Origin of the sequence: Pseudomonas sediminis (assembly GCF_002741105.1) — a bacterium.
Classification (GTDB): domain Bacteria; phylum Pseudomonadota; class Gammaproteobacteria; order Pseudomonadales; family Pseudomonadaceae; genus Aquipseudomonas; species Aquipseudomonas sediminis.
This window is the reverse complement of the sequence record NZ_NIQU01000003.1, coordinates 378,394-399,697: the sequence shown is the minus strand read 5'-3', so window position 1 is coordinate 399,697 and position 21,304 is coordinate 378,394. Positions and strand designations below refer to the sequence as shown.

Genomic DNA, 21,304 nt, shown 5'->3' with positions numbered 1-21,304 from the left:
ACTTGCCCATGTTCAGGTGCGACTGACGCGCAGCCGATCGTGGGCAGGTTTGCAGTTTCGCGGGGCACGCAGGTGGTAACGCTCCTTGCATGGTGACGTTACCCCGGGCGGCGTGTCCCGCGCTTTATTCATCGGCGGGGCTGGTAGAATCGCACACTGGTAAACAATGGAGGCGCTATGACTCAACGCCGTCGCCGGTCCGCCGAACGCGTCACCCTGTCCGATGTGGCCAAGGCAGCAGGCTGTTCGCTGATGTCTGCGTCGCGCGCCTTGTCGCAGCCGGGGCGGGTCTCCGATGCGCTGCGCGAGCAGGTGATGCGCGCGGCTCAGTCGCTGGGCTACGTGCCCAATCCTGCCGCACGGGCGCTGGCCAGTTCGCGTTCGAACCTGGTGGCGGTGGTGATTCCGTCGCTGTCCAACTCGGTGTTCGTCGATACCGTCGAGGCCATCCAGCGTGTGCTGATGCCGGCCGGCTTCGAGATGATGATTGGCGTCAGCCACTATCGGGTGGAGGAGGACGAGCGCCTGCTGCGCTCCTACCTGGCGCACCAGCCAGCTGGCCTCTTGCTTACGGGGTTCGAGCGCAGCGACGCGGCGCGGGAAATCCTCGGCGCCAGCAGTTGCCCCTTGGTAACGCTGATGGAGCTGAGCGAGGAGCCGGAGGACTACTGCGTCGGTTTCTCTCAGGTAGACGCTGGCGCCGCCATGACCCGTGCCCTGGTGCAGCGTGGTTACCGCCATATCGCCTTCGCCGCGGCGCAGCTCGATCCGCGTACCTTGCAGCGTGCCGAAGGCTATCGCCAGGTGATGCAGTACCTCAATCGCCACGACCCGGCGCTGGAGCTGCTGACACCGCAGTTGTCATCCATCGGCCTGGGCGCCGAACTGCTCGACCGCCTGCTGGCGCAGCAGCCGCAGATCGATGCGGTGTTCTTCAACAACGACGACCTGGCCATGGGTGCGCTGTTCCGCGCCCGGCAACTGGGGTTGGATGTGCCAGGGCGTCTGGCTATCGCCGGCTTCAACGACCTGCCTGCGGCGGCCTGGATGCATCCGGCCTTGAGCACGGTGCGTACCACGCGTGGGCGTATCGGCGAGTTGGCGGCGAACATGCTGTTGGCGCTGATGCGTGGTGAAACGCCAGAACAGCATTGCATCGACGTCGGTTTCGAACTGGTGATGCGCGACAGCGCCTGACGTTACTGCTTCTTGCTGGCGGCTGCCAATTGCTCGGCGGCATCCAGGCGCAGGCGTTCACGCTCATCGAACCGTTCGGCGGCCAGTGCCTCGATGGCCGCACGTTTGTCACCCGCGCTAAGGCCTTCGCTGGAGTCGATTCGCGCTTTCTCTGCGAGATAGCCATCCAGGCGTTTCTGCCAGTTCTGCCGCTGGCTATCCAGCGCCTCCAGGCGCGTGGTGGCTTCGGCGCCGACCAGTTGCTGACGCATCTGGCGGATCTGCGCGGCGCTGGCGCCCTCGGCCTGCAGTCGGGCCGTGTTCTGCCGCAGTTCCTGCTGCAGTTGTGGCAATACGGCGTCCTGCAGCTCTTCCGGCAGGGAGGCGCGCAGGCGGTCGACGGCAACACCTTTGTCCTCTGCGCTCATTTTGCCGTCGTGCTGGATAGCCAGGCGTTCCAGGGTGAAGCGGTTGTAGCCTTCCTCACGGGCGAAGAAGACCTGGTGCGTCTCGTTGTCGAACAGGCGCGCACGCAGCGCTTGTACGGCAGTTTCGCGCTGGCGCATGGCTTCGAGGTTGGCCATTTGCGGCAGGTCGCGCTCCAGCATCACCAGCTCTCGCTTGTAGCTCAGGTATTGCTCCAGCAGCGTCTGTGCGCGGGTTCGCGCCGGTTCCTGTAATTGGCTGTCGATGTAGCTGCGCAGACGTGAAACGCTGGCATCCAGGCTTTCTTCACCGATGCTGGCAAGGAAGTAATCGAAGATCCGCCGGATATCTTCGCTGATGACCAGGTTGCCGGCGGCATCCACGCGAAAGCTACCGTCGACTTCGGTGCCTACGAAGGAGCTGGGCAGGGCCAGCTTGCTGACCTTCTTCTGCTTCTGCGCGTCCTCGACGCTCGGGGCCATTGCCTGGGCAGTCGGCTGCGGCGCGGGCGGCGTAGCCGTGGCGGCGGGAGGGGTGAGGTGGGTGGTTTGGTGTCCGGGTTGCAGGTAGAGCATCAACGCCAGGCTGGCGGCGATCAGTAGAGGTAGGATGAATAAGGCTTTCTTCACGGCAGCTTCCAGTGAGGCGTCGGACCGGGGTTAGAGCTGATGCCTCGTAGGGTGCGACGTACACACCCTACGAGGCTTGGCTGTTTAGAGCCCGGCGTTCTTCAGGCGGTTGGCGTGCTGGCGGTAGACCGTCACCGGGTCGGTCTCGAACAGGCTGGTCAGGCCCAGGGTCTGGTTGACCTCGTCGAGGTGGTTCATCCGGTAGTTGTCACGAATCACCTGGCCCATGCGCGAGCTGCAGCGACCGACCAGGCCGTCGTTGGCTTCGCTGCCGAAGGTCAGCGAGGACGCGCCCATCAGCAGGTCGCTTGGGTCGAGCAGGTTGGTCAGCGGGCTGGTGCCGCTCCAGGAGTAGTAACGCACGCCATTGACGCTGTAGGCGCCTTCGCCGCAGGCGCTGGTGGGAATGCCTTGCGGAAACTTCGCATTGAAGCGCGCTGCGCCCTGGCTGTTGAGCGATTCCAGTGAGCCCAGTGCATTCTGTGGCGTGGTGCTGGAGCTGCCGGAAAGGAAGTTGATCAGCGTCCCCAGGCCGTTGACGATACCCACCAGCAGCGGCGTGGCAACCGGGCCGGCCGGGCCGTCGCTGATGCCCTTGAGGAAGTCGGCGGTGGCCGAACCCTTGTGCGGTGCGCCGACGCTGGTGACGGAGGCGACCAGGTCCGGGCGCACGGCGGCGACATAGCGGGTGGTCGGGCCACCGTGGCTGTGGCCGATCAGGTTGACCTTGCCCTTGCCGCTGATGGCGACGATATCCTCGACCTGCTGCAGTAATTGCTCGCCGCGTGCTTCGGAGGTGTCCAGCTGGCTGACTTCGGTGACATAGACGCTGGCGCCATCGCGGCGCAGAGCGGCCGGGATACCGTACCAGTAGTCGACGCCGAGGATGCTGTCGAAACCGAGCATGCCGTGGCCGAGGACGATGGGGTATTTGGTCTGGGTATAGCCGGATGAACCGAACCAGAAAGCCTGGGTCTGGCCACTGGCGAGCAGGCCGGTACCGAGACAGAGGGCGAGCAGGGTTTTATTGTTTTTCATGGGCGCTCTCGATGGATTTTGTTGAGGCAGTCAGCTGCTTCCAGCAACACAGATCACGCCCATTCCGTGGCGCGTACGGCGCAAGAACGATGGCAGGAAGCATGCCAGCGTCGCTGAACCACAAGCGAAGCCTCTAACCCGGGACTTTTGCTGATATTGGTGCGAACTGGCGGCGATATCGCTGGCTAAATTCTGTTACGTGTCGACACGCAAGATCATGCGAAAGGCCGCTACTCATCTGTTCATCGTGTGATTTTTGAGGCGGTGGCGGGGCGGGTTAGAAGGGGGCAAGTGGGCCGATTAGCCGCCGCCCAATCGAAGGTTGGGGGTAACGCTGGGTGCGCCTTGACAGTTTGCCGTGGGCTTCTCTAGGATGCGCGCTGCGCCGATTTAAACAGCTACTTGCGGGGCGCCACAGGGTGTTGTCATCAGCGCCTGAAATTCCGCTAAAGCGCTGGTTCGGTGTCGCCTCTCACCGCTGCCCAGCGGGATTCTCGAGGCGGAGACGCGACCATGATCTGTCCCCAACCCCTTATTCGCCTGGCGCCCATCACTTCGGGCCTGCTGCTGCGCAATCCGCGCGTGCTGCTTGGCGGCAGTCACCAACCTACCTTGCTTCGCTATCTCGAAGGCTGGCCCAAGCGCTGGGCCGGGTCACGCGCCTTTCGCATTCAGTTCGTGCAGAACGGTGAGTCGTTGAGTCGCTTCGCGCGGGATAGTTTTGACCTGGCGGTGATCCAGGCGCCGAGCGCCGAGGACCTGGCGCAAACCGTCGGTGAGCTGGTGCGTGTGGCGCGCCAGGGGCTGATCACCCGGCGTTAGTCGGGTTGCGAAGCCGGCCATCTGCGTAGGAGCGAGCCCTCCTCGTGAAGCTCTTCAAGCACCAGTTTTCGCGAGCACTTAGGGGTAATCGATCTCGACGATGTAGCAGGTCTTCTCGCCGCTGGGGCTGTGCACGCGAACCTCGGCATCCAGTTCCTTGCCGACCAGGGCGCGGGCCAGTGGCGAGTCGATGCTGATCAGGCCTAGTTTCAAATCCAGTTCGTCGGGACCAACGATACGGTAGCGCGACTGCTCGCCGTCCTCGTCTTCGATGGTGACCCAGGCACCGAAGTACACCTTGTTCGGATCGGACGGCTTGTCGCTGACGACCTTGAGCTTCTCCAGGCGCTTGGTGAGAAAGCGCACGCGGCTGTCGATCTCGCGCAGCATTTTCTTGCCGTAGGTGTACTCGGCATTTTCCGAGCGGTCGCCCTGGGCCGCGGCCTCGCTGACTGACTGCGTCACCTGTGGCCTGCGCACATGCCACAACTCATGAAGTTCGGCGCGCAGACGCGCTTCGCCTTCGGGCGTGATCAGTGGTGTACCGGCAGGGCGAGGGGGGCGATAGCGGCTCATGGTGTTCAGGGTCTGAAGAGGGGCGCCAAGTCTAGCAAACCCCTCTCAGGGTTCTCAGCCCTCACGTAGCACGCTTAACGGGCTGGCATTGAGTGCGCGTCGGGTGCCGAGAACACCGGCCAGACCGATCAGCAAGGCACCAATCAGCGGCAGCAGAAGCAGCCAGGGGTGCGGTTGCCAGCTCATATCGAAGGCATAGCGGTAGAGCAGGAAGCTCACCAGCTCACAGCCCAGCGCGGCGAGCAGGCCGGCGGCAGCGCCGAGCAGGCCGAACTCAGCACGTCGGGCGCTGATCAGTAACTTGCGCTCGGCGCCCAGAGCGCGCAGCAGTGCACCCTGACGAATACGTTCATCCAGGGTCGCCTGCAGTCCGGCGAGCAGAACGGTGATACCGGCCGCGAGTACGAACAGCAGCACATATTCGATGGCCAGGGTGACCTGGGCGAGGATGCTACGCAACTGTGCAAGAAGGGCATCGACCTGCAGCAAGGTGACGCTGGGGAAAGCGCGGCTGAGCTTGATCAGCTCTGCATCCTGGCCAGGCGGCAGGTAGAAGCTCGTCAGGTAAGTGGCAGGTAGATCCTGCAGGGTCTGCGGCTCGAAGATCATGTAGAAGTTCGGCTGGAAGCTGTCCCAGTCCACCTGGCGCAGGCTGGTGACCTGCGCCTCGCGCTCGATGCCGCCGACGTTGAAACGCAGGCGGTCGCCGAGCTTCAGCTGCAGACTTTCGGCCAGCTCGGCCTCGACGGAAACGCCAGGCAAATCGCTGGCGTGCTCGGCCTTCCACCAACTGCCGGCGGTGATCTGATTGTCAGGCGGCAGCTGCTCCGCCCAGGTCAGGCTCAGGTCGCGTTGGATGGCGCGTTCGCCGCGACTTTCCTTGGTCACCAGTTGGCGTACTGGCTCGTCGTTGATCATGATCAGGCGACCCGGTACCACCGGATACAGTGGCGCCGGGTGTGGCGACAGTTCGGCCAGGCGCGCGGCGAAGGCATCGCGCTCGGCCGGCAACACGTTGAGGGCGAAGTGGTTGGGCGCATCTTCCGGCAACTGGTCCTGCCAGGTGTCGAGTAGCTCGCCACGCAGCAGGGCGATCAGCGCCATGGCCAGCAGGATCAGGCCGAAGGCCAGCGATTGCCCTGCTGCAGCGAGCGGATGGCGCAGCAGTTGGCCGAGGCCCAGGCGCCAGGGCAAGGCGGCGCGTTGCAGCAGGCGGCGAAGGCTTTGCAGACCGAGCAGCAGCAGACCGCCGAGCAGCAATGCGGCGAGTAGACCGCCACCCAGCAGTGCCAGCGTCAGTTTCAGGTCCAGACTCAGGCGCCACATGATCAGGCCCAGCGCAACCAGCGCCGCACCGTAGACCAGCCAGGAACTGGCCGGTACCGGCAGCATGTCGCGGCGCAAGACGCGTAGCGGCGGCACGCGGCCGAGCGCAGCCAGCGGCGGCAGGGCGAAACCGGCCAGCGCCACCAAGCCGGTGGCCATCCCGGCCAATGCAGGCCAAAGATGGGCAGGTGGTAGGTCATCGGGGATCAGGCCACGCAGCAGATAGAACAGCACGTGCTGGCCAGCCCAGCCCAGCAGCGCGCCGATCACGCAGGCAACCAGCCCGAGCAACGCCAGTTGCAGGCCGAACAGTGCCAGCGCTTCGCGTCGCGACAGCCCGAGGCAGCGCAGCAGGGCGCTGGCGTCGAAGCGCCTTGCGGCGAAGCGTGCCGCCGACAGTGCCACTGCGACGCCGGCGAGCAGCACCGCCGCGAGGCTGGCCAGGTTCAGATAGCGTTCGGCACGGCCGAGGGCGCCGCCTACCTGGCGATTACCGTCACGGGCGTCGTCCAGGCGCTGATTGGGCTCCAGACCGGCTTCTACGGCCTGGCGGTAGGCGGCCAGGGCGTCGGCATCGCCGCGCCAGAGTTCGCGGAAGCGCACGCGACTGCCAGGCTGCACCACCTCGGTGGCGGCAAGGTCGTCCAGGTGCATCAGCACGCGCGGCGTCAGGCTGTAGAAATCGCCAGCGGTGTCCGGGTCATAGGTCAGCACGCGGCTCAAGCGCAGGGTCTTGGACCCTATTTCCAGTTCATCGCCAATCTTCAGATTCAGCGCGACCATCAGGCGTGCTTCGGCCCAGACCTCACCGGGGCGCGGGCTGGAACCCGCTTCCTCTGGTGCGTAGGGTTCGGCAGCGCTCCTCAGTTCGCCGCGCAGCGGATAACGGCTGTTGGCTGCCTTTACGCTGGCCAGTTGAATGCCATCCGCAGCGGCAACCACACTGGAAAACTCCACCGCCTGGGCGTGATCAAGGCCCAGCTTGAGCCCTGCGTCTATCTGTTCCTGGCTGGCGGGTGAGCTACCGCTCAGGCGTAGATCTGCGGCGAGAAACTCACTGGCGCGCAGCAGCATGGCGTCATTCAGGCGTGCGCTGAAATAGCCAATGGCGCTGCTCGCTGCCACTGCGACCAGCAAGGCGAAGAACAGCACCCGCAACTCGCCAGCGCGGGCATCGCGCAGCAGTTGGCGGGCAGCGAGCGAAAACAGGCGAGTCAAGGGCACGCGTTTCATCAGGGCTCCACGCGGTCGATCAGGTGTCCGGCTTCAAGGCGGATCAGGCGCTGGCAGCGGTGTGCCAGGCGCTCGTCATGGGTGACCAGCACCAAGGTGGTGCCGCGCTCCTGGTTGAGCTGAAAGAGCAGGTCGCTGATGCGTTCGCCGGTGTGGCTGTCGAGGTTACCGGTGGGTTCGTCGGCGAACAGCACGTCGGGCTCGGCGGCGAAGGCCCGCGCGATGGCCACGCGCTGTTGTTCGCCACCAGAAAGCTGGCGCGGGTAGTGGGTCAGGCGTTGGCCCAGGCCGACGCGTTCGAGTAGGGCTCGGGCGCGCTGGCGGGCATCGGCGTGACCTTCCAGCTCCAGCGGTAGCATCACGTTTTCCAGCGCGTTGAGGCTGTCGAGCAACTGGAACGACTGGAAGACGAAGCCCACGTGCTCGGCGCGCAGACGTGCACGCTGGTCCTCGTCGAGCTCGCTGAGGTTGTTGCCGGCCAGCAATACGGCGCCGCCGCTGGGCAGGTCGAGGCCAGCCAGCAGGCCGAGTAGGGTGGATTTTCCGGAGCCAGAGCTGCCGACGATGGCCAGGCTATCGCCTTTGTTCAGGTCGAGGTCGAGGTCATGAAGGATTGTCAGCTCGCCTTCCGTGCTGCTGACCACTTTGCTAAGGTTCCGCGCAGCGAGAATGCTCGAAGTCATGGAGATTCCAAATGCGTGCATGGTGGCTGAGTGGTGCCTTGGCCCTGATGTTCTGGGCTCAGGGAGCGGTTGCAGGCACCCTGCTTGTGGTCGGCGATAGTATCAGCGCCGCTTTTGGCCTGGATAGCCGCGTGGGGTGGGTTGCTTTGCTGGAAAAGCGCCTTGAGGAGGAGGGTTTCGAGCATACCGTGGTCAACGCGTCGATCAGCGGCGATACCAGTGCAGGCGGCGCCGCGCGGCTCTCTGCGCTGATCGCGGAGCATAAGCCGGAACTGGTCATCATCGAGTTGGGTGGCAACGATGGCCTGCGCGGGCAGCCTCCTGCGCAATTGCAACAGAATCTTGCGTCGATGGTTGAGAAATCACAGCAGGCAGGGGCCAAGGTGCTCATTTTGGGGATGCGTCTGCCGCCAAACTATGGGGCGCGCTACACCAAGGCTTTCGCCCAGGTGTTTGCTGATTTGGCGGAGCAGAAGAAGGTGCCGCTGGTGCCGTTTTTCCTCGAGGGCGTTGGTGGCGTGCCGGGAATGATGCAGGCCGACGGCATTCACCCGACCGAGTCTGCGCAGGCAGTGTTGCTGGACAACGTCTGGCCGACGTTGAAACCCATGCTTTGAGCGCCTGTGGATGTCGGAAAACTGAGTAGGCAGAGGCTTTTCCACCTCAGGCCTTTCGGCTAATGTGGCCGACCTGTCACGGAGCCCCAGATGCCGCGTCCCGCCTGGTCCCTTTATGCCTACCAACTGATCGAGCCGGATGAGCAGCTGGATCTGTTCGCCTGTCGTGAGGTGCGTGTGCACCTGGTGGCTCGTCAGTTGCGCCTGGGTGGGCATGCTGATCGCACATTGTGTGGTGGTTTGTTGCCGGCACAACCGCGTTGGCGGACCTTGGAAAAGGCCTGGCTGCGTGATCGTCGCTTGTGCCCAGCCTGCCTGGCGACATTCGAGGCCCAGCGTCAGGGACTGTGCTCGAATTGGGCAGATGGCTGACGCCTGCCCGGCTTGCAAATCGCGGTGTACAATCGCCGTAATATCATTCAACTCTTCAAGGGACATCCCGGATGTTGTCGCGCTTTTCTGCGGTCAACCGCTGCCTGACTCTGGTCGCACTGTGCTCCAGTGCCGCAGTGCAGGCTCTCGAACTTCCACTGCCGCCGCCAGGCGAGGATGTGGTGGGCCAGGTACATGTGATCAAGGCCAAGTACGAGGACACCTTTGCCGATCTGGGAACGGCAAACGACCTCGGCTATCTGGAAATGGTCGCAGCCAACCCAGGCGTCGACCCCTGGCTGCCGGGCGAGGGCAGCGAGATCATCCTGCCGACGCGTTACGTGCTGCCGCCGGGCCCACGTGAAGGTATCGTGATCAACCTGGCCGAGTACCGTCTCTACTACTTCCCGAAAGGGCAGAACGTCGTGCATACCTTCCCACTGGGCATCGGTCGTGAAGGCTGGGGATCACCACTGGGTGTTGGCCGGGTAACGGTGAAGACGCCGAACCCGGCCTGGTATCCGCCCCAGTCGATCCGTGATGAGCACGCTGCTGACGGCGATATTCTGCCCACTGTTGTGCCGCCAGGCCCGGACAATCCACTGGGCCCATACAAGATGACACTGTCGTTCCCGGGTTACCTGATCCATGGTTCGAACAAGAAGTTCGGTATCGGCATGCGCGTCAGCCATGGCTGCTTCCGCATGCTCAATCACAACGTGCTGGAGTTGGCGGGCATGGTGCCTGTCGGCACTCCCGTGCGCATTCTGAACGAGCCGTACAAGTTCGGCGTCAGCGGTGGCAAGGTCTATCTGGAAGCGCATGCGCCGCTGGATGATGAGGGTGATCCATCCGTCGTCGACAAGCACACGGCGGTGATCAATGCGCTGCTCAAGCGTGACGAACTCAGCGGCCTGCGTCTTGACTGGGAGATGGTTCGTGAAGTGGTTGCTGCCGAGGACGGCATGCCGGTGCCTATCGCGGCACAGACCGAGAGCGTGGTGGCGAGCAGCGACAGCCCGTTCTGATCACCCCAGTTGCAAAAGCCCGCCTGCATTCGTGTACGCGGGTTTTTTATTGTCTGGTAATCGAGCTGTTCTGAGGGTGGCAGGTCATTAGTGGGTAATAAAAAAGCCGCACCAGTTGCCTGGGGCGGCTTTCGAAGAAACGAGTCGCAATTACTTGCGGCTGGCTTTTTCCAGCATGCGCAGAGCGCGCTCATTGGCTTCGTCAGCAGTTTGCTGAGCTTTCTGAGCGGCGGCCAGAGCTTCATCAGCCTTGCGGTAGGCTTCGTCAGCACGGGCTTGAGCGCGAGCTGCTGCGTCTTCGGTAGCAGTCAGGCGAGCTTCGGTTTCTTTGGACATGCTGCTGCAACCGGTAGCCAGAACTGCGGCCAGAGCCAGAGCAGAGAATTTCAGAACGTTGTTCATCGTGTTCCCCTTGAGGTGGAGTTTTCCATAAAGAGCAATTCCCCAACTGCGGGAAATTAGCCGGCGTACATACTACCTATTACTTTTAGTAAGTAAACGGAGCCAGGGCAAGAGTTGCAGGTTTTTTTTCTTCGAGCAGGGCGCTGAAGGGTAGAGCCTGCGCGGGCTGGCTAAAAAACAGCCAGTTACGTAATCCATACAGTGTAGCGATTGTACGAACTGTTATAACTGTCCCGGCGTTGAAACTAAAACAATAAAGAGGGGATGCAGATGCTTGGGAATTTGGGGCTCTTGCTGGGCTTGGCGCTACTTATCTTCATGGCGTTGCGCGGGGTGAACATATTCATCGCCGCATTGCTCTGTTCGATTCTGGTGGCACTGACCAATGGCGTCGCCGTACCAGGTGCGCTGCTCGAGCACTTTCCATTCGGCCCCTTGGGTGCATTCACCTTTGCCGGCAAGTTCTTCGTGCTGTTTCTCTGTGGGGCGATCTTCGGCAAGGTCATGGCTGCCAGCCAGGCGGCCAGCAGTATTGCTCAGGCCATCACCCGCGGCCTGGGTACGCAGCGCACGCTCTGGGTGGCGATGCTGGTGTGTGCCGTTCTCACCTATGGCGGGGTGGTGGTATTCGTGGTGATCTTCACCATGTATCCGCTGGGTATTACCTTGATGCGCGAGGCCAATCTGCCCAAGCGATTGTTCTGCGCAGCCACGGCGCTGGGTGCGGGAACCTTCACCATGACGGCCTTGCCTGGCTCACCGTCGATTCACAACGTGATCGCCGCCAGTGCGTTGGGTACCGATCTGTTCGCAGGTGCCTGGATTGGTCTGCTCGCCTCGCTGGTAATGATCGTGTTGGGTATGGCCTATCTGCAACGCGAATGGCGTCTGGCGCGCGAGCGCGGTGAAGGGTTCGAGCCTAACGCGCAGGACGAACGTATGCAGCAGTTGGCCGGTGCGCCGGGTAGCGGGCCGCATTGGGGGATGGCGCTGGTGCCGATCATCGTGGTGCTGGGAATCATCCTGCTGCCGCGCCTGCTCGCTCTGTCCGGTGCGGCTGTACCGGGTGAGGGGGCTCTAGGTGGATTGTTGGTCTTCAGTCAGTCGCAGCCGATTCTCTGGCCCAGTCTGGCCTTGGTGATCGCTACCGGTGTCGCTGTGCTGATGTTTTCGGCGTTGCGTCGTAATACCCTCGGTCTGCTGGGGCAGGGGGCGGACGATGCGATCATGCCGCTGCTCAATACCGCTGCAGTTATCGGCTTTGGCGGTGTGGTTACCCAAACCGCAGGGTTCGCTCAGTTCGCCCAGTGGATACTGGGGGTGGATCTGCCGCCGCTGTTGTCGGTGTTCGCATCGGTCAGCGTGGTATCGGGGATCGTCGGTTCTTCGTCTGGTGGCCTGCAGATCTTCATGCAGACCCTGGCGCCGCGTTACCTGGATATGGGGGTGGACCCTGAGGTGTTGCACCGGATCGCCAATATCACCGCAGGTGGTCTCGATTCGCTGCCACATTGTGGTGCAGTGATTGCGATGCTGATGATCATGGGCCTGACTCACAAGCAGGCATACAAGGATATCTTCGTCATCACGGTACTGATCCCCGTGATTGCGGCTTTGCTCTGTATCGCAGTGTTGAGCTTCTGATTGCTCGTGGCTGGGCGGTTCGCCGACTGATAAGCTTGGCCAATTGCATAGGTCGGAAGTGGCATCAGAATTTGCGCTTTTGCCGCAGCACCGGTATGAAGTAAAAATAGATGCGCCGCTAATGGTTGGCGGCTAGAGGAGTGAAGATGAGCGAGGGTTTGTCCATCCACCATGACCAGACGAGTCACCAGTTCGTGACGACCGTCGATGGTGATCGTGCCTATCTGGCCTATATGGATCTGGGCAAGCAGACGCTGGACATCTATCGCACCTTCGTACCCAACGGCCTGCGTGGCCGTGGCATCGCCGCCGCACTGACCGAGCATGCCCTACAGTACGCCGAAGGCAAGGGTTACACGGTGATTCCGTCGTGCTCCTACGTCGAGCGCTACATGGAGCGACGTGCGCGTCACCAGTAGGATCGATTTGGAGACTTACAGCCCGCGCTGAGCGTCATGGTGGGCTGAAGCCCACCCTACGTGAATGCGGATACAAAAACGCCGGGCATTGCCCGGCGTTTTCGTTGCTGCTGCGATTTTTAGCCGCGAGGGCGCTTGGGCAGTACATCCTTGAGCTTGGCGTGCATGCTGCGCAGGCTTTTCTCGGTGGTATCCCAGTCGATACAGGCATCGGTGATGGATACGCCGTACTTGAGGTCGCACAGATTCTTCGGAATCGACTGGTTGCCCCAGCCCAGGTGACTCTCGACCATCAGGCCAACGATGGAGTTGTTGCCTTCGAGAATCTGGTTGGCCACGTTCTCCAGAACCAATGGCTGCAGGGCCGGGTCCTTGTTGGAGTTGGCGTGGCTGCAATCGACCATGATGTTTGGGCGAATGCCGGCTTTTGTCAGTTCCTGCTCACAAATGGCAACGCTGACCGAATCGTAGTTGGGCTTGCCGTTGCCGCCGCGCAATACCACGTGGCCATAGGCATTGCCCTTGGTGGTGACGATGGATACGCCACCTTCCTGGTTGATGCCGAGGAAGCGGTGCGGGCTGGAAACCGATTGCAGGGCGTTGATGGCCACGGTCAGGCCGCCATCGGTGCCGTTCTTGAAGCCAACGGCCGAGGACAGGCCCGAGGCCATTTCACGGTGGGTCTGGGATTCGGTGGTACGCGCACCGATGGCCGACCAACTGATCAGGTCCTGCAGGTACTGCGGGGAGATCGGGTCGAGCGCCTCGGTGGCGGTGGGCAGGCCCATTTCTGCCAGGTCGCGCAGCAGCTTGCGGCCGATGTGTAGGCCGTCCTGGATCTTGAACGAGTCATCCAGATAGGGGTCGTTGATCAGGCCTTTCCAGCCGACCGTGGTGCGCGGCTTCTCGAAGTACACGCGCATGACCAGGAACAGGCTATCGGATAGCTCGGCAGCCAGCACCTTGAGGCGCTCGGCATATTCGTGAGCGGCCTTGATGTCGTGGATGGAGCAAGGGCCGACGACCACGAACAGGCGATGATCCTTGCCGTCGAGGATGTCACGTACCACCTGGCGACCATGGGCGACGGTCTTCAGTGCGGCATCGGTCAGGGGGATTTCGCGTTTGAGCTGATCGGGGGTGATCAGGGTTTCGTTGGAAGCGACGTTGAGGTCGTCGATCGGTAAATCAGCCATCGTGCTATTCATCGGGTCAGGTCGTCAGGTCACGGGTGCCGGCCGCCAGCGATCCCCTATGGCGGTGCACAGCTAGTTGGTGCAGGGGGAGCCGAACCTTAGCGCGTACGGGGCTGCGCGACAATGGGCGTGAAGTCCAATGGGCCTCATAGATTGGCAGTATGAGGTGGCGTTTTGCTCCTTTAGAGGGTTTATTCAGGCGAGATAGGGAAACTCCGCAGCATGCTTGGCGATCCAGTCCTGAGCGCATTGCTCGATGGCCATGGGCTGGCCCGACTCATGTTCGAGTTGTTGTCGGTAATGCTGGATCTGGCAGACCTGCTCGACCATACGCGCACGAAACAAGGTGTCTTCATCGATGAAGGCGATGCCCACCAGATAATCCCCCTCCTGCCGCCGACACCAGGCCACGACGCCGGGATAGCGGGCCTGGTCGCCTAGTAGGGGAATACGTAGCTCCACCGAGGTACCGCGACGAAAGCCCCGCGACGAGTTGCACGCGACGCCGCCGAGGCTGATATTGTTCAGCCGTTGCCGGGGAATGCAGGCTTGTTTGCGCAGTACCAGTTCTACCGGCATGTCGCTTGGATGACGCAGAAACTTACGCATGAACACCGACCTTCAATGCAGGCAAACTGATATCAGTGAGTTCAGTATAGCGACGCAATTGGAATTGACCGATCTGGATGCTGATCGCCGCCTGCTCGACCTTCCTGGTGCGTCGCTGCTGGTGTTCACAAGCACGGGCTGTGCCAGCTGCCGCTGGGCGCGTCAGGTCTTGCCTGGCATGCCGCTACCAATAGAGCGACTGTGCTGGGTCGATGCAGGGCATAACGCCGGATTGGTGACGCGCTACGAGGTATTTCACTTGCCGGCGCTGTTTCTGGTAAAGGACGGTCATTTCTTTGGCGCGCTGCACACACGTCTTACCCTTTCCGATCTGGTTACCGCCTTGGGCGAGGCCTTGCTTCGCCCGGCTGAGGAGCTTCCCTGATGTCTCAATCCCCCACGCCGCGTATTGGCATTATCGGCACCGGTGCCATTGGCGGTTTCTACGGAACGATGCTGGCTCGCGCTGGCCATGACGTGCACTTTCTGCTGCGCAGCGAGTATGGCGCGGTGGTCGAGCGAGGCCTGCAGTTGAACAGTACGGTGCATGGTGCACTGAACCTGGCCCCGGTACAGGCCTACCAGCATGTCGACGAGATGCCGCCTTGCGACTGGTTACTGGTGGGCACCAAGACCACCGCCAATGCCGAGCTGGCGCCGCTGATTGCCAAGGCAGCAGCGCCAGGCGCCAAGGTGGTACTGCTGCAAAATGGCCTGGCAGTGGAAGATGAGCTGCGTCCACTGTTGCCCGATGACCTGCACCTGCTAGGCGGGCTCTGCTACATCTGCGTTCATCGTAGTGCCCCGGGCGTGATCGAACATCAGGCGCTGGGGGCGATCAACCTGGCCTATCACTCGGGCCCTCTGGCCGACGACGAGGCGCGCCTGGCGCTGGCCGAGGAGGGCGCCAGCCTGCTGCGCAGCACCGGCCTGGATTCGGCGGCGATGCGTGATCTGGCGCAAACGCGCTGGCAGAAGCTGGTGTGGAATATCCCTTATAACGGCCTGTCGGTGTTGCTCGATGCCGACACGCAGCGCCTGATGGGCAATCCCGACAGTCGCGCGTTGATCGCTGGCATGATGCAGGAGGTGGTGCAGGCCGCTCAGGCGCTGGGCTACAGCATGCCGGACAGCTACGCAGACAAACTGCTGGCTGCCACTCAGCGCATGCCTGATTACCTGCCGAGCATGTACCACGATTTCGCCCAGGGCCGCGTGGCGGAACTGCATGCCATCTACGAGGCGCCGCTATCAGCAGCGGACGCAGTGGGTTTCGATATGCCCAAGGTGCGCGCTCTGTATCAGGCACTGCGGTTCATTCAGGCTCGCCAGGAGGCCTAAATATGGGTAAGGGGCTGGGGGACAAACTGGTGCTGGCGATCTCTTCGCGGGCGCTTTTCGATCTGAGCGAAAGCCACCAGATCTACGAAAGCGAAGGCGTGGAGGCCTATCGCCGCTATCAGATCGAGCATGAAGACGAAGTGCTGATGCCGGGCGACGCCTTTCCCCTGGTGGAGAAGCTGCTGGGGCTCAACACGCGTCTCAGCGAGCAGCGTGTGGAAGTCATCTTGGTGTCGCGCAACAGTGCCGATACCGGGTTGCGCGCGTTCAACTCCATCCAGCACTACGGGCTCGGCATATCCCGCGCCGCCTTCGTGGGTGGCCGTAGCCCCGATCCTTATCTGGCAGCCTTTGGCTGTCATCTGTTTCTGTCTACTCATGCCGACGATGTGCGCAACGCGCTGAAGGCCGGTTTCGGCGCAGCCACGCTGCTTTCCGGTGGCGCGCGGCGGGCGAACAGCAACGAACTGCGCATCGCCTTCGATGGCGACGCCGTGCTGTTCTCCGACGATTCCGAGCGCGTCTACCAGAGTGGCGGTCTCAACGCCTTCCAGGATCATGAGCGCGAAGCCGCAAGGCAGGCGCTGCCGGGCGGGCCTTTCAAACCCTTCCTGGCGGCTCTGCACAGCCTGCAGCAGGAGTTTCCCGAGGCAGACTGCCCGATCCGTACCGCGTTGGTGACCGCACGTTCGGCGCCGGCGCATGAGCGGGTGATTCGCACCTTGCGTGAATGGAATATCCGCCTGGACGAATCCTTCTTCCTCGGTGGGCTGGACAAGTCGGCGGTGCTCGAAGCCTTCGCCGCCGACGTGTTCTTCGATGACCAGACAGGACACTGCGAAAAGGCTCGCCAAGTGGTCGCCACTGGTCATGTCCCGCATGGGGTGAGCAACGAGTTGCTGCCCTGAGCCGATGCAGGCGCTCAAGCGCCTGCATATAGCCATTCGTCCTAAATAACGCTGCCAATCTTGCTTTGTCTGATGCGCTGCTAAGCTCAATAAAGGGCCTGCGCCAGCAGTCGAGGAGGCCGTGTGATCCGTTCGATACTCTATGCCACCGATCTGGGGCTTTATGCTTCCTATGTGCTGCAGCACGCCCTTGCCATGAGCCGTAGCTTCAAGGCTGATCTGTATGTGGTGCATGCGGTTGAACCCATGGGGTTGTTCGCTGAGTCCGTACTCCAGACCTACCTGGATGAAGAAACCCTCGGGGAGCTTCGTCGCAATGGGTTGAGCACGGTCATGGCCAGCATCGAGCAGCGTGTGCTGGAGGGATTTCGCGACGAGTTGGGTGATGCTCAGCAGGATCTCGAACTGATTCGTGCCGTGCGGGTGCTGCAAGGGGACCCGCCCGCGATGATTCTTGAGGAGGCGCAGAAACTTGGGGTGGATCTGCTGGTCGTAGGCAGTCATAGCCATGGTGCGGACTTGGCCGTGCCGCTGGGTCGCACCGCCGCACGGATCGTGCAATTGTCGCAAGCACCGGTGTATCTGGTGCCCATGCTGCAACACCGTGGGCATGGAGATTTGTAAAAAGGGGTAAATAATAAAACGTTCTAGGCTGTTCTATTAAACCAATAATATGGTTATATACGGCATTGGCGGCTGTTGGCCTGCCTTACCAGGCCGTTGAAAAACGTAGGCGAGGCAGCCAGTGCAAGGCGAAAACAGGCGAGGACGCGGAGTTTACGAGTTGTAAATGAGCATTCCGAGCCTGTTTTTAACGCAGCAATGGCAACGCAGGTAGTTTTCAACGACTTGTTACTGCTCTGAGGGAAACATATGAAGCTCCAGCAATTGCGCTACATCTGGGAAGTTGCGCACCACGACCTCAACGTATCGGCTACCGCTCAGAGCCTGTACACCTCGCAACCAGGGATCAGCAAGCAGATTCGCTTGCTCGAGGATGAGCTGGGCGTGGAAGTTTTCGCCCGCAGCGGCAAGCACCTGACCCGCGTGACCCCAGCCGGGGAGCGCATCATCACGACGGCCGGCGAGATTCTGCGCAAGGTCGAGAGCATCAAGCAGATTGCCCAGGAGTTCTCCAACGAGAAGAAGGGCACCCTGTCCATCGCCACCACCCACACCCAGGCGCGTTATGCCCTGCCGCCGGTGATCAGCGCGTTCATCAAGCAATACCCGGATGTCGCTCTGCATATGCACCAGGGTACGCCAACGCAGATCGCCGAGATGGCGGCCGACGGCAGCGTGGATTTCGCCATCGCCACCGAAGGCCTGGAGATGTTCAACGACCTGATCATGATGCCTTGCTACCGCTGGAACCGCTGCGTGGTGGTGCCGCAGGGGCACCCGCTGACCAAGCTGCCAAAGCTGACCCTCGAGGCGCTGGCCGAGCACCCCATCGTCACCTACGTATTCGGCTTCACCGGCCGTTCTAAACTGGACGAGGCGTTCAGTCATCGTGGCCTGACGCCGAAGGTGGTGTTCACCGCAGCAGATGCTGACGTGATCAAAACCTATGTGCGCCTGAACCTGGGGGTGGGCATCGTGGCCAAGATGGCTGTCGACGCCAAGCTCGATCCGGATCTGGTGGTGCTCGATGCCGATGACCTGTTCGAGCCCAGCGTGACCAAGATCGGTTTCCGTCGCGGCACCTTCCTGCGTGGCTTCATGTGCGATTTCATCGAGCGTTTCGCCCCGCACCTGACCCGCGACATGCTGGCCAAAGCCGTGCAGTGCCACAATAAGTCCGAGCTGGAAGAGTTGTTCAGCGGCGTCGAACTGCCGATGCACTGAAGCCTGCTCTGAAACGAAAAATGGCGCCCAATGGGCGCCATTTTCGTTTCCGCACGAGCGTGATCAGTGGCTCAGGTGCAGGCCGCACTCGCGATTGTCCTCACCCTTGGTCGGGTCGAAGTAATCGAATTCGTTCGGCAGGTCATGGGCGACCAGGTACTGATACAGATCCTTGGACGACCAGTGCAGCAGCGGAGCGACCTTGATCAGACCGTCCGGGTTGATGCTGATCGGCTCCATCTGCGCGCGCACTGCGGTGTCGGTCGCACGCAGGGCGGTGAACCAGACGCTCGGAGCAGTCTCGCGTAGGGCGCGGGCGAACGGCTCGAGTTTCACCTCCTCGGTGAACGCCGCGTGACGCGGATCATCCAGTGCAGGTACCGGGCCGTCGATGGCTTCGCGATGCGCACGCGAACGCTTGGGCAGGTAGGTGATGAGGTTGAGGTTGAGCTTGCGGGCCACTTCATCGGCGAAGCGGTAGGTGGCCTCGGTGTTGTAGCCACTGTCCATCCAGACCACCGGGATATCCGGTTTGACCTGGCTGACCATATGCAGGATCACCGCTTCGAAGGGACGGAAGTTGGTGGTGCAGATGGCGGGTTTGCCCAGTCCGATGGCCCATTGAACCAGCTTTTCTGGCTGGTTGCCGAATTCGGCGTTGAGCGCGTCCAGGTCGAGTTCCATGGTGAGGACTCCAGATCGTGTGCGTGAGGGCGCGATGGTAGCAAAGGCAGGTTATGCGGCTAAATAACTAAGACGCTTGATGTGCTTCATTCCAGTTATAAGCAGGTCGCATTGCGCCAACCAAGCCCAGCGGCTAGAGTGCCGGCTCCTTTTTGGCTCAACCGAGGAGTGGCCTGTGGAAATCGCGTGTCTCGACCTGGAAGGTGTTCTGGTTCCGGAAATCTGGATCGCCTTTGCGGAAAAAACCGGCATCGAGTCGCTCAAGGCGACCACCCGCGACATCCCCGATTACGACGTGCTGATGCAGCAGCGCCTGCGCATTCTCGACGAGCACGGCCTGAAGCTCAAAGACATCCAGGACGTCATCGCTACCCTGAAGCCGCTCGATGGTGCTGTGGAGTTCGTCGACTGGCTGCGTGAGCGTTTCCAGGTGGTGATTCTCTCGGACACCTTCTATGAGTTCTCCCAGCCGCTGATGCGTCAGCTGGGTTTCCCGACGCTGTTGTGCCACCGCCTGATCACCGACGAGACCGATCGTGTGGTCAGCTACCAACTGCGCCAGAAGGATCCCAAACGCCAGTCCGTTCTCGCCTTCAAGAGCCTCTACTATCGAGTGATCGCGGCCGGTGACTCGTACAACGACACCACCATGCTCAGCGAAGCCCATGCCGGCATCCTGTTCCATGCGCCGGAAAACGTGATTCGCGAGTTCCCGCAATTCCCTGCCGTGCACACCTTCGAAGCGCTCAAGCAAGAGTTCCTCAAGGCGTCGAATCGCAAGCTGAGTCTGTAACGCCGATGCATGAAAAACGCCGCGAAATCGCGGCGTTTTCATTTGGGGTAGTTATTCGGTTGTGGCCGGCAGGCCTTCCAGCGTTTCCAGCAGCACCTTCACCTTGGTGATGGACTCCTGATACTCGGCCTGCCAATTGGAGTCGGCGACGATGCCGCCACCGCCCCAGCAGCTGATCTTGCCGTCCTTGACCAGCAGGCTGCGAATGGCAATGGAACTGTCCATCTCGCCGCGCACGTCGAGATACAGGAGCGAGCCGCAGTAGAGCCCGCGCCGGGTCGGTTCGAGCTCATCGATGATCTGCATGGCGCGGATCTTCGGCGCCCCGGTGATGGAGCCGCCGGGGAAACTGCAGGCAATCAGGTCCAGCGCATCCTTGCCAGGCGCAAGCTCGGCGGTGACGCAACTGACCAGGTGATGCACGTTGGGATAGCTCTCCAGGGCGAACAGCTCCGGCACTTTCACCGAGCCGATGCGGCAACTGCGGCCGAGATCGTTGCGCAGCAGGTCGACGATCATCAGGTTCTCGGCGCGATCCTTGCGGCTTTCCAGCAGCTCATGTGCCTGCGCCTGATCGTCATCAGCGTCATGGCCGCGGCGCCGGGTGCCTTTGATCGGGCGGGTTTCCACCTGACCGTCGCTGACCTTGAGAAAGCGCTCGGGCGACAGGCTCAGAATGGCATTGCCATTGCCCAGACTCTGGAATCCCGAGAAAGGTGTTGGGCAGGCCTGGCGCAGTGCCATATAAGCGCCCCAGGGATCGCCTTCGCAGGGCGCCTGAAAGCGCTGGGCGAAGTTCACCTGATAGCAATCGCCAGCGAGAATGTAGCCCTGGATACGTTCGATCGCCTGGCGATAACGGTGCTGGTCGATATCGGCCTGGAACGGTTGGGTCAGGTGGAAGGGCGCAGGCGCTTCGCTATGCGCTGCTTCGAACAGCGTCTGCAGGCGCTGGCGCTCTGCCTCTGGCAGTGCCGGGTGAAACAGCAGGGCGCTGGTCTCCAGCTGATGATCGCTGATCAGCGCCCAGGCGTAGAGGCCGAAGCGCGCATCTTCAAGGTCGAGATCATCGACGCTGTGCTCGGGTAGCACTTCCAGGCGGCGGCCGAAGTCATAAGACAGGTAACCGATCAAACCACCGACGAATGGCAGCTCATGCTGCATGGGTGCTTCGGCGGCCCCTAGGCTCTGTAGCGCGCTTCGCAGGCGTTGCAGGAAGTCGTTGGCCGATTCGTCGGACATGGGCGCCAGTTCTGCCAATGGCCAGGCGCTCATAAGGTCATAGCGTCCACGCTTGGCAGTCGGTCGCCCGGCATCCAGCAGTACGGCACCGGGGGCCTGGCGAATGCGCTGGAAGTAGTCGCAGGGATCGGTGCGGTAGGGAAGAGGGTGCAGAGAGCAACTGGGCATGCGTGGCAGTCGAAAGGGATGAAAGAGCGATTGTAGTCCGCCGCTAATATTCATCCTAGAGCTTCGGTCAGGTTTGCTCCGGCAGGCTCGGCTGATTAGTATGGAGTCGTGCCAGGATGTTGAA

Annotated in this window: 23 protein-coding genes; 12 read left to right on the top strand and 11 right to left on the bottom strand. The window is 61.8% G+C overall.

Features of this window, described 5'->3' with window-relative positions; genetic code table 11:
- The first annotated feature begins 177 nt into the window (after window positions 1-177).
- Window positions 178-1,197, top strand: a complete 1,020-nt coding sequence (gene gntR, locus CDO35_RS09885) for an HTH-type transcriptional regulator GntR (protein WP_099524348.1) — start codon at window positions 178-180, stop codon at window positions 1,195-1,197.
- Between the two features lie 2 nt (window positions 1,198-1,199).
- On the opposite strand, the gene CDO35_RS09880 is transcribed toward gntR, so the two are convergent.
- Together CDO35_RS09880 and CDO35_RS09875 are read right to left on the bottom strand one after the other, a co-directional pair.
- Window positions 1,200-2,231 (bottom strand): lipase secretion chaperone, encoded by a 1,032-nt coding sequence (locus CDO35_RS09880; protein ID WP_099524346.1) that lies wholly within the window; start codon window positions 2,229-2,231, stop codon window positions 1,200-1,202.
- Between the two features lie 84 nt (window positions 2,232-2,315).
- Window positions 2,316-3,269 (bottom strand): triacylglycerol lipase, encoded by a 954-nt coding sequence (locus tag CDO35_RS09875; RefSeq protein WP_099524344.1) that lies wholly within the window; start codon window positions 3,267-3,269, stop codon window positions 2,316-2,318.
- A 513-nt stretch (window positions 3,270-3,782) separates the two neighbouring features.
- On the opposite strand from CDO35_RS09875, the gene CDO35_RS09870 reads away from it, so the two are divergent.
- Window positions 3,783-4,091 (top strand): hypothetical protein, encoded by a 309-nt coding sequence (locus tag CDO35_RS09870; RefSeq protein ID WP_017676783.1) that lies wholly within the window; start codon window positions 3,783-3,785, stop codon window positions 4,089-4,091.
- 78 nt (window positions 4,092-4,169) lie between these two features.
- Here the strand turns inward: CDO35_RS09870 and greB are convergent, their stop codons facing one another.
- The 3 genes from greB to CDO35_RS09855 are packed head-to-tail and all read right to left on the bottom strand — an operon-like array spanning window position 4,170 to window position 7,909.
- Complete coding sequence (gene greB / locus CDO35_RS09865; RefSeq protein WP_099524341.1) at window positions 4,170-4,667, bottom strand: transcription elongation factor GreB; 498 nt, start codon at window positions 4,665-4,667, stop codon at window positions 4,170-4,172.
- Window positions 4,668-4,721: 54 nt separating this feature from the next.
- Complete coding sequence (locus tag CDO35_RS09860) at window positions 4,722-7,226, bottom strand: ABC transporter permease (RefSeq protein WP_099524338.1); 2,505 nt, start codon at window positions 7,224-7,226, stop codon at window positions 4,722-4,724.
- The gene (locus CDO35_RS09855) at window positions 7,226-7,909 is read right to left on the bottom strand and encodes an ABC transporter ATP-binding protein (RefSeq protein WP_099524335.1); all 684 of its coding nucleotides are present in this window, start codon (window positions 7,907-7,909) and stop codon (window positions 7,226-7,228) included. Before CDO35_RS09855 ends, CDO35_RS09860 begins: the two co-directional genes overlap by 1 nt.
- 11 nt (window positions 7,910-7,920) lie before the next feature.
- On the opposite strand from CDO35_RS09855, the gene CDO35_RS09850 reads away from it, so the two are divergent.
- The 3 genes from CDO35_RS09850 (at window position 7,921) to CDO35_RS09840 (ending at window position 9,926) form a co-directional block, all read left to right on the top strand.
- Window positions 7,921-8,526, top strand: coding sequence for an arylesterase (locus CDO35_RS09850; protein ID WP_099524333.1), 606 nt, complete (start codon window positions 7,921-7,923; stop codon window positions 8,524-8,526).
- 90 nt (window positions 8,527-8,616) lie between these two features.
- Window positions 8,617-8,898 (top strand): hypothetical protein, encoded by a 282-nt coding sequence (locus tag CDO35_RS09845; protein WP_099524330.1) that lies wholly within the window; start codon window positions 8,617-8,619, stop codon window positions 8,896-8,898.
- 71 nt (window positions 8,899-8,969) lie between these two features.
- Window positions 8,970-9,926, top strand: coding sequence for a L,D-transpeptidase family protein (locus tag CDO35_RS09840; protein WP_099524329.1), 957 nt, complete (start codon window positions 8,970-8,972; stop codon window positions 9,924-9,926).
- Between the two features lie 150 nt (window positions 9,927-10,076).
- Here CDO35_RS09840 and oprI read toward each other — a convergent pair whose 3' ends face one another.
- On the bottom strand, window positions 10,077-10,328 hold the full coding sequence (gene oprI / locus CDO35_RS09835; RefSeq protein ID WP_003239826.1) for an outer membrane lipoprotei OprI: 252 nt from the start codon (window positions 10,326-10,328) through the stop codon (window positions 10,077-10,079).
- Window positions 10,329-10,598: 270 nt separating this feature from the next.
- Between oprI and CDO35_RS09830 the strand changes: the two genes are divergently transcribed.
- Both CDO35_RS09830 and CDO35_RS09825 read left to right on the top strand, forming a co-directional pair.
- Window positions 10,599-11,972: a GntP family permease gene (locus tag CDO35_RS09830; protein ID WP_099524326.1), complete on the top strand. Its 1,374-nt coding sequence runs from the start codon at window positions 10,599-10,601 to the stop codon at window positions 11,970-11,972.
- 146 nt (window positions 11,973-12,118) lie between these two features.
- Window positions 12,119-12,391, top strand: a complete 273-nt coding sequence (locus CDO35_RS09825) for a GNAT family N-acetyltransferase (RefSeq protein ID WP_099524325.1) — start codon at window positions 12,119-12,121, stop codon at window positions 12,389-12,391.
- Window positions 12,392-12,510: 119 nt separating this feature from the next.
- Here CDO35_RS09825 and CDO35_RS09820 read toward each other — a convergent pair whose 3' ends face one another.
- The 3 genes from CDO35_RS09820 to CDO35_RS23245 form a co-directional block, all read right to left on the bottom strand.
- Window positions 12,511-13,587, bottom strand: coding sequence for a 3-deoxy-7-phosphoheptulonate synthase (locus tag CDO35_RS09820; RefSeq protein ID WP_039964564.1), 1,077 nt, complete (start codon window positions 13,585-13,587; stop codon window positions 12,511-12,513).
- Between the two features lie 195 nt (window positions 13,588-13,782).
- A complete protein-coding gene (locus CDO35_RS09815) occupies window positions 13,783-14,196 on the bottom strand; it encodes a PilZ domain-containing protein (RefSeq protein ID WP_099524323.1) in 414 nt (137 codons plus the stop codon).
- A 184-nt stretch (window positions 14,197-14,380) separates the two neighbouring features.
- On the bottom strand, window positions 14,381-14,590 hold the full coding sequence (locus CDO35_RS23245; protein WP_143507320.1) for a hypothetical protein: 210 nt from the start codon (window positions 14,588-14,590) through the stop codon (window positions 14,381-14,383).
- On the opposite strand from CDO35_RS23245, the gene CDO35_RS09805 reads away from it, so the two are divergent.
- From CDO35_RS09805 to cysB, 4 genes are all read left to right on the top strand, one after another.
- Complete coding sequence (locus CDO35_RS09805; protein ID WP_099524318.1) at window positions 14,581-15,537, top strand: putative 2-dehydropantoate 2-reductase; 957 nt, start codon at window positions 14,581-14,583, stop codon at window positions 15,535-15,537. The genes CDO35_RS23245 and CDO35_RS09805 overlap by 10 nt on opposite strands.
- A 2-nt stretch (window positions 15,538-15,539) precedes the next feature.
- Entirely contained in the window at window positions 15,540-16,445 is a 906-nt protein-coding gene (locus CDO35_RS09800) for a 5'-nucleotidase (RefSeq protein ID WP_099524315.1), read from the top strand.
- Between the two features lie 123 nt (window positions 16,446-16,568).
- On the top strand, window positions 16,569-17,069 hold the full coding sequence (locus tag CDO35_RS09795; protein ID WP_099524313.1) for a universal stress protein: 501 nt from the start codon (window positions 16,569-16,571) through the stop codon (window positions 17,067-17,069).
- Between the two features lie 249 nt (window positions 17,070-17,318).
- Complete coding sequence (cysB, locus tag CDO35_RS09790; protein WP_037003999.1) at window positions 17,319-18,293, top strand: HTH-type transcriptional regulator CysB; 975 nt, start codon at window positions 17,319-17,321, stop codon at window positions 18,291-18,293.
- Window positions 18,294-18,356: 63 nt separating this feature from the next.
- Here the strand turns inward: cysB and CDO35_RS09785 are convergent, their stop codons facing one another.
- Window positions 18,357-18,977 (bottom strand): phosphoadenosine phosphosulfate reductase domain-containing protein, encoded by a 621-nt coding sequence (locus tag CDO35_RS09785; RefSeq protein ID WP_099524311.1) that lies wholly within the window; start codon window positions 18,975-18,977, stop codon window positions 18,357-18,359.
- 175 nt (window positions 18,978-19,152) lie between these two features.
- On the opposite strand from CDO35_RS09785, the gene thrH reads away from it, so the two are divergent.
- Window positions 19,153-19,770, top strand: coding sequence for a bifunctional phosphoserine phosphatase/homoserine phosphotransferase ThrH (thrH, locus tag CDO35_RS09780; protein ID WP_099524309.1), 618 nt, complete (start codon window positions 19,153-19,155; stop codon window positions 19,768-19,770).
- 51 nt (window positions 19,771-19,821) lie between these two features.
- Here the strand turns inward: thrH and pabB are convergent, their stop codons facing one another.
- Window positions 19,822-21,180: an aminodeoxychorismate synthase component I gene (gene pabB, locus CDO35_RS09775; protein ID WP_099524305.1), complete on the bottom strand. Its 1,359-nt coding sequence runs from the start codon at window positions 21,178-21,180 to the stop codon at window positions 19,822-19,824.
- Window positions 21,181-21,304 lie beyond the last annotated feature (124 nt).